This window comes from Microcoleus sp. LAD1_D5 (assembly GCF_036702115.1).
GTDB lineage: Bacteria > Cyanobacteriota > Cyanobacteriia > Cyanobacteriales > Microcoleaceae > Microcoleus.
In genome coordinates this window covers 35277-51295 of the sequence record NZ_JAUBSA010000015.1, presented here as the reverse complement: position 1 = coordinate 51295, position 16019 = coordinate 35277, and the positions used below count along the sequence as shown (strand labels likewise).

The following is a 16019-nucleotide window of genomic DNA, read 5'->3' as shown; positions in this document are numbered from 1 at the left end:
TAAAACTAAACAATACATGACTCGAACTCCCTGCTTAATTCTTCCTTAGTCATCGTTCCCCGCGCGACTCGCATGACTAAATCATATGCTCGATCGTCCGTCAAATTCAGAGCGCAACCATTCAAACGCAAAAAGGTATCTGTCACCGCAAAAGCCGTTCGTTTATTGCCGTCAATAAAGGGATGATTCATCGCGATGTGATAGAGATAGGCGGCAGCTTGTTCGCTAATCGTTGGATGCAAAAAATCCCCGCCAAAAGTTGCTTGTGGCTGAGCCAAAGCCGACTCCAACAAGCCTTCATCTCTAACGCCGGGAGTGCCACCAAAGCTAGAAATCTGGTCTGCATGAAGTTCTAGCACTTCATCGAGAGAGAGAAATTTAGGAGTTGGCAAGGCGACGGTAAACCTCCTCTCGTTCTTTTTTAGATGCTAGGTAAGCGTTCCAAACATCACTTTTTTCTGATTTTACAGGCTGTTTTGCCTTCAGGGCTAGTACAAACTCAAGCACTTCTTTCAACATAGGTTCTGGTACTTGGTCTAGTTCTTGAAGAAGTTGATCTTTTGCGGTCATATTTACTCCTAGTTATTTTACAACTATTGTATCCTAACAATAGTCCGGACAGTTTTTATATAGCCCAATGGCTTATGCTCGCTTGACTTTGAGCCACTGTGGATAATTAAATCAATGTCAGCTCCACCCCTGACTTACATTTAATTCGACTTTTTTACGATCCTTGCCCTGTAAAGCTTGTAGTATCGTTCCAAAAATTGTCCGGAGTATTGTCCTAATTCATAAAAGTTTTGCAACCGAGAGATTGTACGCGAGCATTTGTAGGGACACGGCACTGCCGTGTCCTTACCCGGAAATTTTTTAAATTGGTATTATAACCCTTTTACCACCTACAGATTAGATAATTAACTGCTGTTCGATGGCACTTACAAATTTTGATATTTTGTAACCCATTGGACGATCGCCTCAGTCAATCCGTCTAACGTGTATTCTTTGGCTTCCACATCTAACTTCCCCAATAAATTCTGACAGCTTTTGGAAGTTTCCGGCCCGATGGATGCGATGCAAACGCTTTCCAACCAATCCTGAGATCCGGACAATTGCGGGCTTTGTTCTATGAGATGGCAAAAGTTATGCACGGTTTTTGAACTGGCAAATGTTATGATATTTACGGCTTGATTTTGGAGTGCGGATAGGGCGATCCGATCGATAGTTTCGGGACAGCAAGATTGGTAAGCTGGCACTTCTATTACTTGCGCTCCTTTGGCGGTGAATTCTTTAACTAAAACTTCTCTGCCGCCGCTTTCTACTCTCGGAAATAGGATTTTGCAGTTTGGCAAGTTGTCGGGGAAGTTCTCGACTAGGGAATCGGCGACAAAGTTGGGGGGAATAAAGTCTGGTTGTAAAGAGTGCGATCGCAAACTTTCTGCTGTTTTTTTGCCGACAACTGCGATTTTAATACCAAATAAGCTGCGGGCGTCTTTGCCTTTTGCTTGTAATCGTTGAAAAAAGCAGTCTACAGCGTTGTGGGAAGTGAGAATTAACCAGTGAAAGCTTGACAATTGTGCGATCGCACTATCCAATGGTTCCCAACTCGAAGGCGGCCCAATTACCAAGGCAGGCATTTCGATAACGCGGGCTCCTTGTTGCTGGAGTCGATCGCTAAATTCAGCAGACTGAGAAACCGATCGCGTGACTAAAATGGTTTTTCCTGCTAGCGGCAATTGGCTGTTATTAGTGGTGACTGGTGTATCGATCATATGTGTGCTTTCTGGCTGGATTAAATATTCGCGCAATCTGACTACTTCCCCAATTACGCTCACGCAAGGCGATAGAGATTGACCTGCTGTTTGCTGTACAATGTTGGAGAGAGTGCCGAGCCAAATTTGCTGTTGGGGGCGGCCACAATCTCGGATAATGGCGATCGGAGTTTCGGGCGATCGTCCGTGCTTTTGCAATTGCCAGATGATCTCGCTTAAATTGCGCCCTCCCATCAATATTACCAAAGTTTCTATCTGCACTAAAGCTTCCCATTCCAGAGCATCCGGTTCATGGGCGCTCATCACTGCAAAACAGCGGCTCATCACCGGATCAGTGAGGGGAATTCCTGCTAGTAAAGGTGCGGCTAAGGCGGACGAAATTCCGGGTATTACTTCAAACTGGCAGCCCGCTGTGATTAATGCTTGAATCTCGGAACTAGAACGACCAAAAATAAACGGATCGCCACTTTTTAAGCGGATTACTTGTTTGCCTAGTTGGCAATGTTCTACCAGCAAACGGTTAATTTCTTGCTGCTGCGTGGAAGGTTTGCCGCCGCGTTTGCCGACCTCGATTTTCCGACAAGTTGCTGGGATTAATTCGAGTTGCGGGATGTCGATGAGAGCATCGTAGATTAAGACTTCGGCTTGGGATAGCAGTTTGTGCGATCGCACTGTCATCAAGTTACAATCTCCGGGCCCCGCACCGACTAGATAAACTTTCCCTTTGTGGTTTTTCACAATTCCTCCTCGATAGTATAGTTTTATGAATATTGCTAGCCTATAGTAAGACACGCCGAGGCGCACCCTACACTATAGTAAGACGCGCCGAGGCGCACCCTACGGTATACTCAGCAGTTTATTGTATAAGAAAAGCTATTTATGCAGATTATCATCATCACGGCCGCCGATGCAAATTACTTTGAATTGGTGCGAGGTACTATTTTATCGGTGCGGGAAAAACCAGAGGGCGAAAATGTGGCGATCGGCTTTTTCGATCTCGGCTGCACTCCCGAACAGTTGCAGTGGTTAAAAACACAAGTTAATATCATTCAAAAGCCCGATTGGGACTTTGACTTTCCGGGTCAAAATGAAGCCCCTCACTATCTCAAAGGACTTTTAGCGCGTCCGTTTCTCCGTCGATATTTTCCCAATTTTGACATCTACCTTTGGATAGATGCCGATGCTTGGGTACAAGATTGGCAAGCTGTTGAACTGTTAGTTAAAGGCGCGGCTAAACGGGGTTTAGCAGTTGTTGCAGAACTCGACCGGGGTTATTATTTAGCTTACGGCAAACTGCCTTGGTACTGGCAATTTGTTTACCGGGATTATCAAGCAGCCTTTGGGGAAGAAGTAGCCCAACATTTGCACAGCTATCCAACCATAAATGCAGGTATTTTCGCGCTGCAAAAAGACGCCCCCCATTGGGAAATTTGGGCCGAATATCTGGAACAGGGATTGCAGCGGCACGTTTCTTTAATGACCGACCAAATAGCTTTAAATCGGTTAGTTTACGGCACTGAAATGTTTGACAAAACAGAGATGCTGCCGGCTCGGTGCAACTGGAGCTGCAACTTTGGTTTGCCCGTTTGGGACAAGCACCAAGCCTGTTTTGTGGAGCCGTATTTGCCACAGGAGGCGATCGGCATTCTGCACATGACTGGCCACAAACACGACTTGGTAAAATTAGCAACAACGGACGGAAATCAAATAGAAATTAGTCTCCGCTACCAACAGAAAAAAAAGCCCAATTCTCCTAATTTAACACCAGAAAAAATGACATTACCGCCGTTATCTGAAATCACAAACAATACTTTGCTGCCCGCCGGAGATTACGTCTCGCCCGGATTGAAAGTTATTCTCCCAGATGCGTACTTTCCCAACATGATTGTTGGGGATACTCAGACTTGTTCGTGGTCTTATTTGCGCCGGGAAATTAAGCACAATTGGTATGTCGATCGCCGTGCTAATTCAGTCGGATTTCTCAGCCGCGACGAAGCACATATTCTTTACAATACGGCTCTGCAATTCAAAGGTAAAAAAGCCTTAGAAATAGGCTGCTGGCTAGGGTGGTCTGCCTGTCACTTAGCGCTGGCAGGAGTTGAGTTAGATGTCGTCGATCCGCTATTAGAAAGAGAGGACATTAGACAAAGCGTAATAGACTCAATTCAAGGTGCTCTAAATGCGTCGGGCGTGCAAACATCAGTCGAGCTAATACCAGGCTACAGCCCCCAAAGAGTCGAAGAATTTTCCGCTCAATTTAACCACAAATGGTCGTTAATTTTTATTGACGGGGAACACGAAGGTGAAGGCCCCTTAAATGATGCCATTGCGTGTGAAAAATTGGCTGAAGAAGATGCGATAATTTTATTTCACGATTTAGCGGCTCCCGCTGTTGCACGAGGTTTGGATTACTTGAAGCAAAGGGGATGGCAAACAGTAGTATATCAAACAATGCAAATTATGGGGGCTGCTTGGCGGGGCAATGTCGAGCCAGTAAAACATCAACCAGATCCCAATATTTCCTGGCAGTTGCCAGTACATTTGCAGGATTATTCAATCAGCGGTATGTCAAACAATCAGTTGGTCGATGGAGAAATCACTGTACGACAAGTGCATGAAATGATGCAACAAGCTGTTGCATTACTCAATAGCAATAATCCGGTGCAAGCTATGCGACTAGCTGAACAAGTCGCCTCACTAAATATCAATGTTCCAGGAATGTACTACCTGCGCTCTGTTTGTTTGAGCCATGCGGGACGGTACCAAGAAGCACTTGCAGCGGCTAAAGCGGAATTGGCGATCGATCCCACGCACCGCCAAGCACAAGTGCAAGTTGAAAATTTAACTATGACTTTATTGCAAATAAAAATACCCACACAGCAACGCTCGTGGAATACAACTCTTCCTCGCGAACATATGCTGTTAATTCAAAACGCCACTCTGAACTATTCATACCGAGGCGTACCAATGCTGAAAAATCCCTTCGATTTTACACTGTACCCCCTGTTATTTTGGAACTTAAAACCGCTCACAATTATTGAAATTGGCTCAAAACATGGTGGTAGTGCTTTGTGGTTCGGAGATATGCTAAATAATTTTGGCATTGACGGCCACATTTATTCTATTGATATTTTCAAAGTTACTTCAGTCCAACATCCTCGCGTCACTTACATGGAAGGAAACGGACGAGCTTTACAGCAAATATTGACACCAGATTTTATCAACTCATTGCCGCGTCCCTTGCTGGTAATAGAAGATGCCGACCATACCTACGAAACCAGCAAGCACGTCTTGGAGTTCTTCCATTCGTATCTTAAGCCGGAAGAATATATTGTGATTGAAGACGGAATTATTTCGGATTTAGTTCAAGATGCTTCATATAATAGCGGACCTCACAAAGCATTGAAAAAGTTTCTGTCCGAACACGAAGATGAATATAAAATTGATAGCAGTTATTGCGATTACTTTGGCTATAACATGACTTGGTGTACCAATGGTTTCTTAAAGAAAATAAAAGCATCGTCATTGCGAGGGGCTCTATTGTCAAATAAGCTGTTTGATGACGAGTTTCAAGCCATACTCTTAGTTATCAAACCTTACACATTATTGAGTGAAGCCCGACTGTTCTCGCTATACTCCCTAGCAAAGCAAATATGTGTGGAAGATTTGCCGGGAAATTTTGTAGAATGCGGAACTTGTAAAGGCGGATCGGCAGCCTTAATGGCATTTGTAATTAAACATTACAGTCGCCGTCCCAGAGTGCTGTATGCTTTTGATACCTTTGAAGGAATGCCGGCGCCTACGGAGATCGATCGACATCAGGGAATACCTGCAAATCTTACCGATTTTGGCGAAGGAACTCTCAAAGCTTCAATTAGTGAAAATTTGGATAAAATCTGTGAATTACTGCAAGTTAGAGATATTGTTGTACCGATTAAGGGATTATTTGCCCAGACTTTACCCACATACAAGTTAGCAATAGGAAGTATAGCATTTCTGCACGCTGATGGAGATTGGTATGAGTCAACAATGGATATATTTAATACGCTTTATGACAGCGTGATTTCTAAGGGTTTTATTCAAGTTGATGATTACGGACACTGGGAGGGCTGCAAGCAAGCAGTACACGATTTTGAGGTGATGAAAGACGAGTCATTTTCTCTGCATACAATTGATGAAACAGGAGTGTGGTTTCAAAAGTTTAAATCATATTAAGTGCGGCAGATTACCTGTAATAATACTAAATTTTGGCTTTTTACCCCCTTTATTCTTTAGTCTCTTAGAGAGGGACTTCGTTTGTGTAGACGCGGTTGAAACCGCCGTCTTATCTCATCACATTAAGTATCACATCAAGAAAGCGCTTAACCTGTTTTTCCCAAGTCCAATCCAGCATAAAATTAGCCGCAGCTAAACCGCGACGTTTTGATTCTTCGCGATTAGTATAAACTTGTTCCAAAGCCTCGACAACTTCTGCAACCTCAGACTCTCCCCAACCTTCTACACCGGAAAAAGGAGCAGTCGGTTTAACTCGTCCTTGACTCCACAAAGGATAGCAAATGTTGCTGTAAATTAAGTCTAAATGACCAGTATTTGCTGATAAAATAGTCGGAATTCCGCAGGCCATACTTTCCATCGCGACTAAATTAGTGCCGCCTTCGCAGCGGTTGGTGAAAACAGCGCAGTCGGCTTCTCGCAAAATTTGTCCAGCGAGGTGATTGGGAATTAAGCCGATGTCGATAAAAGAGTCAATCGGCAAACCGTTAGCCACTAACCATTGGGAAATTCCTAAACTTCCGTCGCGGTTGATATTGGGAAGTCCCGCAACGTTGGCGGTTTGTTCGATTCCTAACATATACTGAGGCCAAAAATTGTGCCATGTTGTTAATAACAAAGCCTCTGGATGTTTGGCGCGAAATCGTTTGAAAGCGGCAATTACAATATCTTGACCTTTGCGATATTCCAGTTTGCCGCCAGAGAAGATGACGAAGCGATCGCCAAATAGATTAGATTTGGGTGCAGGATGGAAAATTGTGGGGTCAATTCCTTGATTTACCATCGCCACATTAGTCAAGCCGTGGCTTCTCAAAACATCGGCATTCCAGTTGGAACCGGCCACAATCACGCTATATTTTTTGGCTGTTTCTAGTGCTTCTGCTGTGATTCGCGTGTCTTCAAAAAATATGACTCCTATTTGACAAGCGCTGGTAATTTGATTGTCAACTCCAGAGGATGCTAAATTATTCCCCAAAGCGTAAAGTACGGGAAAATTACAACTGATTTGTTTGTCGGAATTGGCTGCTACTAATTCCTGAAAAGTTTTTTGCTTTTCAATTACAGGTAATAACAGCGATTTATGCAGCGGATTCATCGATTCTGAGGTGATTGATGGCGGTGCTAAAAGTGCAACTTCCCAGGCGGGATTTTGCCGCAGTTGTAGTGTTAAATTCATGGCGTAAATTCCCCAGCCGCTGGTGATGCTGAGGGGCCAACTAATGCCGATTCCGGTAATTTGTGGGGGAGTTTCTGGGGGTTGAATTTGAGGCGGAGTATCACAATCTGCGTTACCAGGCTGAGTCTGGGGACGAGTAGATTGTAGGGGCGATGCCCCCGTACCCGCCCTCTCTAGCAAGGCTGCTTTTATACGATCGCAAACTCCATCCCAATCACCCGGTTTTTGCTGCCTAAACAACCGCACGGTGGGATACCAAGGGCTATCTTCGCGTTCCAGCATCCAGCGCCAATCGGGCACAAAAGACAGCAAAATCCAGACGGGTTTGCCCAAAGCACCAGCCAAATGCGCCACAGAAGTATCTACGCAAATTACTAAATCGAGTTGCGAAATAATTGCTGCGGTGTCGGCAAAATCGACGCAATGTTCGCTTAAATCTTCAATTTTGTGTTGCTTTAATAAAGTGCGTGAAGCGCAGCTATCCTGTAGGGAATCGCCCGCTGACAAATCTTTCTGAAGACTGTAAAAACTCACTCCCGGAACATCTACAAATTTCAGAAAATCGCTCAATTTACACGATCGCCGATGATTGTTGCGGTGCAGCGGGCCGCCCGCCCACACAATACCTACTTTTAGTTTATTGTTCGGCTCTAGGGAAAATTTAAACTCCTGTGGCGGAGCTAAATAAGGAATATTCGCCGGTATATTTTCCAAAGTGGTTCCCAGAATTCGCGGCAAACTTAGCAGCGGGGCTTGCACTTGAAAATCTATCAAATCGCTCGGCCTGACTCCTACTCGATCGACTCCTGCAATTCCTTCAAATAAACGCTTCAGCAAGACATGACACGCAACAACAACTTGGCCACCTTTTTGCTTAACTAAAGGTGCGTAGCGGATAAAGTGAATCGTATCGCCAAAACCTTGTTCAGGGTGCAATAAAATTGTTTTTCCGTGCAAATCCGAGCCGTCCCACAGCGGTTGCTCAAAAGAGCGCTGATCCAATTGTTGAGTTTGCCAGCGCGATTCGTACTCTGCAAAACCGCGCTCATAATTTCCAGTTAAAAGCAAAGCTAAGGCTAGTCTCAAGCGCCAATTTGGCGAGTTGGGACGTAGTTGAATTGCTTTATTATAAAAGTCGATCGCCTCTGCGACTTTTCCCTGTTCTTCGAGGGCAGAACCCAAGTATAAGTTTGTTTCGCTCAGGTTGGGATTGGTTTCTAGCGCTTGTTTGTAGTGCGAAATAGCCTCGGTTATTTGCCCGTTTTCCTGTTTGAGATAACCTAAATAACTGTGGGCTTCTGCGTGGCGGGGTGAGGCGGCAATTACTTGTTCGTAGCGAGCGGCTGCCTCTGCTTTTTTACCTTGTTTTTTTAAGGCATTTGCTATGTAAAATTGTCCGTCAGTTTCTGTGATTACGTTGGGAGTGAGGAGGCTTGGCGATTGATTTGTTTCCCTCGCAATAACCAAGGAGCTTGTTAACTCTTGCAAAGCTGTTTTTATGCGATCGAATACTTCCTCCCAATCGCCCGGTGTTTGCTGCCGAAACAGTCGCGCCGTAGGATACCAAGGGCTGTCTTCGCGTTCCAACATCCACCGCCAATCCGGCATAAAACACAGCAAAACCCATACGGGTTTACCCAAAGCACCGGCTAAGTGCGCGACAGCAGTATCCACGCAAATTACTAAATCTAGTTGCGATATCACTGCCGCAGTATCGGCAAAATCGTTCAAATTGTCGCTCAAATCTATCACGGGAATTTGAGTTAACAAAGTACGATTTTCCGCCGACGCTTCTTTCTGAAGACTGTAAAAACTTACACCGGGAATATCTAACAATGTCAGGAAGTAGCTTAAATCGCTTGATCGCTGAAAATCCTTCAAATGTTCCGAACTTCCCGCCCACGCAATCCCAACTTTGAAATTGCGATCGGAATTTAGGGAAAATTGCCAATTCGGCGGCGCAGCTAAATAAGGAACATTTGCGGGTATATTTTCTAAATTGGTTCCCAGAATATGAGGCAAACTCATCAGAGGTGCTTGCACTTGGAAATCCGGCAATTCATCCATCCGAACAGCCACTTGTTTGATGCCAGGAATCTGCTTAAATAAACGCTTCAGTTCTTGATAGCAAGAAATGATTACTTTGCCGCCTTTTTGCTGCACAATTGCCGCGTATCGCACAAATTGAATCGCATCGCCCAAACCTTGTTCGGAGCGGAGCAAAATAGTTTGCCCATTCAAATCTGAACCGTCCCAAACTGGTTGGTCAAAATTCAACCGTGGCAATTTTTTCGCCTGTTCTGTTTGCCAGCGCCACTCGTATTCTGCTAAACCGCGCAGCCAATCCCCAGTCAACAGCAAGACTAAGCTTAAATTGAAATGAGCTTTAACACAATTTGCATCAATTTTTATAGCTTGATTATAACACAAAATGGCTCGATTTACGTCTCCTAATTGTTCAACAGCACTGCCTAAATTAGTAATAGCTTCTCTATAATTAGGGTTCAAAGATATGGCTCGTTCCAAGCTAGAAATTGCCTGTTCTATTTTTCCCGCAGCCAAGCATAACGTTCCCAGGTGATAGTGTCCTGTAGGATCGTTAGGTTCTGCTTCAATTGCACGCTCGTAAAGGCGTTCAGCCTCGGCTAGCTGAGATTGTGTTTGCATCGCCGCACCCAAATTTACCAGGGCTGGCGCATAATTGGAATTGACAGAAAGTGCTTGATGAAAACAGGCGATCGCAGTCGCCAAATCGCCCTGCTGCTGGAGTGTGGCGCCGAGATTGTTGACAGCTTTGACGTAAACCGGATTCAGGGCGATCGCCTTTTGAAAGCAAGATATAGCAGCCATTATATTGCCTTGATCTTGCAGCAAAATACCCAAGTTATTCTGCGCTTGAGCGCAGTTAGGATCTATCTCGATCGCGCGCTGATAATAGGTAGTAGCTTCGGCTAAATCGCCTGTTTGGTGCAACGTCACGGCCAAATTAGTTGTGGCCTCTATCGAGTTCGGGTGCAAAACTAAAGCATTTTTAAAATAAGCGATCGCCTCGGTAAATCTTCCTTGCGACTTGAGAATATTTCCCTGATTAAACTGTTTTTGATATAATTCAATATTGATTTGAATTTCTCTTGGCGGTATAGCTGGTTTATGCTGGACAATTCTTTCTCTCAGGGCCAAAGCAGCTTCTTTTAAAACTCCTTCCCAATCTCCCGCTGTTGACTGGCGAAACAGCCGCGCCGTAGGATACCAAGGACTATCTTCGCGATGCAACATCCACCGCCAATCCGGCACAAAACAGAGCAAAATCCACACGGGTTTGCCCAAAGCACCAGCCAAGTGTGCCACACAAGTATCTACAGAAATTACTAAATCCAGAGCCGAGATTGCCGCCGCAGTATCCGCTAAGTCGTGCAAATAAGAGCTTAAATCTGTTACGGCCATTTGCTCTAACAAAGCGCGCTCGTCTGCTGTTATTTCCTTTTGCAAACTGTAAAATTGTGTTCCGGGAATATCTAACAGTTTTGTCAACAAATTTAGGGGTAACGATCGCACCTTATTTTGGGAGTATTGAGAATTCCCAGACCACACAATCCCTACTTTCAAATTAGTAGTTGAATTGAGAGTAAATTCCCAACCGGGCGGGGGAGCTAAATAAGGAACTTTGGCGGGTATAGTTTCTAAAGTTGTTCTCAGAAGGTGAGGCAAACTCATGAGTTGCGCGCGCACTTGAAAATCCGGCGCATCCTCTGGATTAACTATTAACCCATCGATTCCCGAAACTTGTGCAAACAAGCGCTGCAAGTGCGGGAAACACCAAACAATTACCCTACCGCCTTTTTGTTTGACTAAATCTGCATAGCGGATAAACTGAATTGCATCGCCTAAACCCTGTTCCGGGCAAAGCAAAATAGTTTTTCCCTGCAAATCTTTGCCATCCCAAAGCGGCTGAATAAAGTTGTGGGTTCGGAACTGTTTTTCTTTAACTAGGAGTCGCCATTCGTACTCGCAAAAACCACGCTGCAAGTCTCCCGACAGCAGCAAAACTAAACCTAAATTTAGGTGAGCTTCCGGGTTAGCGACATTAAATTTTACTGCTTGGCTGTAGCAGGTGACAGCATTTGCAACTTGGCCGCGATCGTGCAAAGCACTTCCCAAACTGGTGAGAGGATTGATATAACCGGGTTTGAGTTCGATCGCCCGACGGTAACAATCGATCGCCTCTGTCATTTTTCCCGCTTCCTCAAAAGCTTTGCCGAGATTGTTCAAAGCTTGTGGAAAGTCGGGTTTCAGGAGCAAAGCTTGCTGATAGCAGGCGATCGCATCTTCAATTTTGCCCTGTTTATGCAGGACAATTCCTAGATTGCCGTGAGCCTGTGCACTGGCTGGCGATGCCTGAATCGCTTGCTGGCAAACAGCTAAATCCTCATCCAACTTATCGGGGCTAGACAGCGAACTCCCGAAAGCGAGATCAGTTTCTGCCCAATCCGGTTGCAGCGCCAGAGCTCGATCGTAGTATGCGATCGCATCTGCAACTCGGCCCTGTCGGATCGAGGCGTATGCTAAGTTGTGCAAGGCATCGAAATAATGAGGCTCGATCGCGATCGCCCGTTCGTAATTCGCGATCGCCAGTTCGTAATTCGCGCCCGCTTCCTCCCCTTGTTCCTCCAAAGCAATTCCCAAATTCAAATAAGCCGCCGCGCAATTAGGATTGACTTGGATCGCTTGCTCGTAGCACCTTACAGCCTCCGCAACATCTCCTTGTTTTTCCCGCAACAGGCCTAAATTAATCAGCGCTTCCGCACAATTCGGGTTCAAACAAAGCGCCCGCTCGTATTCTGCGATCGCCTCTTCAGTCTCCCCTGCTTCCGCCAGCGCGCTGCCCAAATTGCTTGCAGTTTCAGCCAAATTCCGGTCGATTGCTAGGGCTTGTCGGTAGTGCGCGATCGCCTCTGTTAGCCTGCCCGCTTGCTGTTTGACAACGCCTAAATTGCTGTGCGCGGCTGCGTAATTAGGATCGATCGCGATCGCCCGCTCATAACAAGCGATCGCACCGCCAAAATCGGCTTGCTGCTGCAAATCCACGCCCCGCCGAAACTCTGCATCCGCCGAATCCGACGGCACAAATGCTGCAGCAACCGCGCCTAGAGCTTCCGCCACCCGATCGAAAACATCCTCCCAGTCGCCCCGCTGATGCTGGCGAAACAGCCTTGCGCTTGGATACCAAGGACTATCTTCACGCTCCAACAGCCACCGCCAATCCGGCGAAAACGCCAGCAAAATCCACACTGGTTTGCCCAAAGCGCCCGCCAAATGGGCGACAGCGGTATCGACACTAATGACTAAATCCAGTTTGGAGATCGCAGCCGCAGTATCGGCAAAATCACCAAAATGCGGGCTCAAATCTATGATCGACGTTTGATTCAACAGCGCACGATCGGCCTCGGAAACCTCTTTCTGCAAGCTGTAAAAACTTACCCCCGAAACGTCCAAAAGCGGCATAAACTGGCTTAAACTGCAAGAACGCTGCTTGTTTTTGCGGTGTTTTGGATTCCCCGCCCAGACAATCCCAACTTTCAAATTGCGATCGGGCAAAAGTCCAAATTCAGCACCCGCTGGCGGAGATAAATAAGCAGTATTTGCCGGTATTGTTTCCAGCTTTGTACCAAGAATATACGGCAAACTCAACATCGGCGCTTGCACGTCAAATTCCGGCAGTGGCTCGCCTTTAACTATTAGCAAATCAATGCCGTCAGCCGTTGCAAATAAACGGTGCAATTGCGGGTAACAGCCAACAATTACCCTACCGCCTTTATTTTTGACGATCGCAGCGTAGCGAATAAACTGAAGCGAATCGCCTAAACCTTGTTCGGCGTGCAGCAAAATAGTCTTTCCCACCAAATCAGAACCGTCCCATAGCGGCCGGTATTCTCTGGCCGAAACAGTATTATCCGGCCCCGTCAAAAAACAGGAATGACCAGTGTGAAATTCTTTAATTTGCCAGCGCCACTCATATTCAGCGAGACCATTTTCCAAATCTCCCACCAACAGCAAAGCCAAGGATAAATTCAGGTGAGCGCTAGCGTGATTTGGACTTAAATGAATCGCTCGTCTGTAGCAGGCTATTGCATTTTCTACCGCGCCTTTTTCCAGAAATGTCCTGCCTAAATTGTTGATAGCTTCCACAAAATCCGGCAGCAATTCTAGAGCTTTGTGATAATACTCCAGCGCATCTTCTAAATTGCCCTGTTCTTGCAACACTGTTGCGAGATTGTTGTAAGCTTCCCAGCTATGCGGATGAATTTCCAGCGCTCGCCGGTACAGCTCGATCGCCCTTACAAGTTCGCCTTTTTCTTGCAGCGCCACGGCTAAATTAATCAGGGCGGGTACGAAATTCGGTTCCGCGACAAGAGCTTGTTCGTAATGTGCGATCGCCTCTTCCACTTGACCTTGTTCCTCAAAAATCTTTGCCAAATTGTAAGCTGTTTGAGGAATATTTGGATCGAGTGCTAAAGCTTCTCGGTAGTGCGGAATAGCTGCGTCTAATTCGCCCTTTTCTTGCTTGAGAAAACCAAAATTAATCCGCGCTTGAACGCAATTTGGGTCAAGAGATATGATCTGTTCGTAAAGGGCGATCGCCTCTTCCCGATCTCCTGTTTCCATTAACTGTTCTGCTTGTCGCAACAAATCCTCTAAAACAACCGGGCTATGGCCACCCGTTGCGATCGCAACCGATGTCTCAATCCCCTGCGATTGCTTAGCGCTGGAGCGTTCCGCTAACCCTTCGCTCGCCCTCAAAAATATTTGTTTACTCTCTTTAACCACGCTTGCACCTGTCCTTTTGAGAGCCACAAAATCGAGGTCAGGCTTATTATTACCAGTCATTGCAAGCGAAAGGGAGTCAAGCTGCTTGTGAGTAGAATCATCGGAATAACTAGCAGTATTGGCGATCGCAAATAAACTCAAAGCCGCCTGTACTTCCTCAAACAATTCTTGCCAACTTTCCGGCTGAATTTGGCGGAAAAGCCTCGCAGTTGGATACCAAGGATTATCTTCGCGGTGCAGCAGCCAACGCCAGTCAGGAGCAAAAGAAAGCAGCACCCAAACCGGTTTTCCTAAAGCACCGGCTAAGTGCGCCACAGCCGTATCGACACTAATCACTAAATCCAGTTGGGATATAGCCGAAGCGGTATCAGCAAAGTCGCTCAAATGTGGACTCAAATCCGGCACTAAGTGTTGGTTCAACAAAGTGCGATCGATCTCCGACAAGTTTTTTTGTAAACTATAAAAAGCAATTCCCGGAACATCTAAAAATCGAATAAAATCGCTCAAGCTGCAAGAACGCTGATTGTCTTTCCGGCGCTGCGGACTCCCCGCCCAAACAATCCCTACCTTCAATTTTGCATCGGAAGAAAGCGCAAATTTGCACTCAGCAGGCGGCTCTAAATAAGGAACATTTGCTGGTATTGTTTCCAGAGTTGTCCCCACAATTCGCGGCAAACTCATCAGAGGTGCCTGAACGTCAAATTCTGGCAAACCTTCCAGACTAACTGATAAATATTCAATACCAGGAACTGTCGCAAACAACCGCATCAGTTCTGGATAGCAAGCCACCATAACTGTAGCGCCTCGGCTCCGAAGAATCGGCGCGTAGCGAATAAACTGAATAGAATCGCCAAAGCCTTGCTCGACGTGGAGTAAAATAGTTTTCCCCTGCAAATCCGAACCATCCCAAACCGGCTGTTTAAATTGCCTCGGTTGTAGTTGCGGAGTGCGCCACCGCCACTCATATTCAGCAAAACCGCGCTGAAAATCTCCGAACAATAGCAAAGTTAAACTTAATTCCAGGTGGGCGGTGGCGTTGTCGGGCTGCAATTCCAAGGCTCGACTGTGACAAGAAAAAGCCTCTTGAAACTCTCCTAAATCGACCAAAGCGTGTCCGAGATTGTTAATTGCCTCCACGAAGTCGGGCTTTAAGTTTAATGCTTGTCTGTAGTAGGATATTGCTGCTTTTGCATTGCCTTGTTCGTAGAAAAATGCTCCTACATTGTTGTGAGCCTCGGGATTGTTGGGGTCAAGTTTTACCGCTTGCTGGTAACAGTTGAAAGCTTCGGCTAATTTACCTTGCTGCTGCAAAACTGTTGCCAAGCCCATCAGGGAATATGTCAAGTTGGGATTTATTTTTAAAGCGTGGAGGTAATAAGCTATCGCCTCGCTTAAGTGATTTTTTTGTTTAAATAAATGTCCTAAGTTGTGTGCTGTTTCGTGCAGATTTGGATCCAATTGCAGGGCTGTTTGGTAATATAAAATAGCCGCGTCTCTTTCGCCTAATTGCTGTTTTGCCCAGCCCAAATTATTGTAGGCGAGTGCGGAATGGGGCTGGATTTTGATTACTTGTTCGTAACTGGCGATCGCCCTTTGATACTCGCGTATATCCAGCAAAACATTAGCCTTATTTAAATGTGCTTCTACAAAATCGCGGTTTTGGGCGATCGCCTTTTCGTAAAAGTCGATCGCCTCTGCAATCTTTCCCTGCTGTCTCGCCGCTATTCCCAACAAACACAGCACATTTGCTGACTCCGGCTGCACTTCTATTATTTGCCGGTACAAATTCTCAGCTTCTAACAAACGTCCCGCTTGGTGATGTTCCCAAGCTAATTTCAAAGAGTCTTCGGCACCCAGTTTGCAGCCAGATTTCCGCGATTTTTTTTGAGAAGCCATAGTTGTCTTGGTTGTTTGGGAGTTCGCTAACTTGTAATTGCCAACTTGTTCTAATGTGTTAACTCTTCCTTCCTTCTTCC

General features: G+C 45.9%; 5 protein-coding genes. 1 reads left to right on the top strand and 4 read right to left on the bottom strand.

Features of this window, described 5'->3' with window-relative positions:
• Positions 1–5: 5 nt before the first annotated feature.
• The 3 genes from QUA70_RS09560 to cobA all read right to left on the bottom strand — a co-directional run bounded on the left by QUA70_RS09560 (position 6) and on the right by cobA (position 2507).
• Positions 6–392, bottom strand: coding sequence for a type II toxin-antitoxin system death-on-curing family toxin (locus tag QUA70_RS09560; RefSeq protein ID WP_333324228.1), 387 nt, complete (start codon positions 390–392; stop codon positions 6–8).
• Positions 379–570: a DUF2281 domain-containing protein gene (locus QUA70_RS09555; RefSeq protein ID WP_333152845.1), complete on the bottom strand. Its 192-nt coding sequence runs from the start codon at positions 568–570 to the stop codon at positions 379–381. Before QUA70_RS09555 ends, QUA70_RS09560 begins: the two co-directional genes overlap by 14 nt.
• 365 nt (positions 571–935) lie before the next feature.
• Complete coding sequence (cobA, locus tag QUA70_RS09550) at positions 936–2507, bottom strand: uroporphyrinogen-III C-methyltransferase (protein WP_333346519.1); 1572 nt, start codon at positions 2505–2507, stop codon at positions 936–938.
• Positions 2508–2648: 141 nt separating this feature from the next.
• Here cobA and QUA70_RS09545 point away from each other — a divergent pair, with 141 nt between their 5' ends.
• Positions 2649–5984 (top strand): CmcI family methyltransferase, encoded by a 3336-nt coding sequence (locus QUA70_RS09545; RefSeq protein ID WP_333346522.1) that lies wholly within the window; start codon positions 2649–2651, stop codon positions 5982–5984.
• 109 nt (positions 5985–6093) lie between these two features.
• On the opposite strand, the gene QUA70_RS09540 is transcribed toward QUA70_RS09545, so the two are convergent.
• The gene (locus QUA70_RS09540; RefSeq protein WP_333410385.1) at positions 6094–15939 is read right to left on the bottom strand and encodes a tetratricopeptide repeat protein; all 9846 of its coding nucleotides are present in this window, start codon (positions 15937–15939) and stop codon (positions 6094–6096) included.
• Between the last annotated feature and the right edge of the window lie 80 nt (positions 15940–16019).

Bases quoted from the DNA above. Each gene is read 5' to 3' on its own strand.
- QUA70_RS09555 (WP_333152845.1), bottom strand. From the start codon at position 570: ATGACCGCAAAAGATCAACTTCTTCAAGAACTAGACCAAGTACCAGAA.
- QUA70_RS09545 (WP_333346522.1), top strand. From the start codon at position 2,649: ATGCAGATTATCATCATCACGGCCGCCGATGCAAATTACTTTGAATTG.
- QUA70_RS09540 (WP_333410385.1), bottom strand. From the start codon at position 15,939: ATGGCTTCTCAAAAAAAATCGCGGAAATCTGGCTGCAAACTGGGTGCC.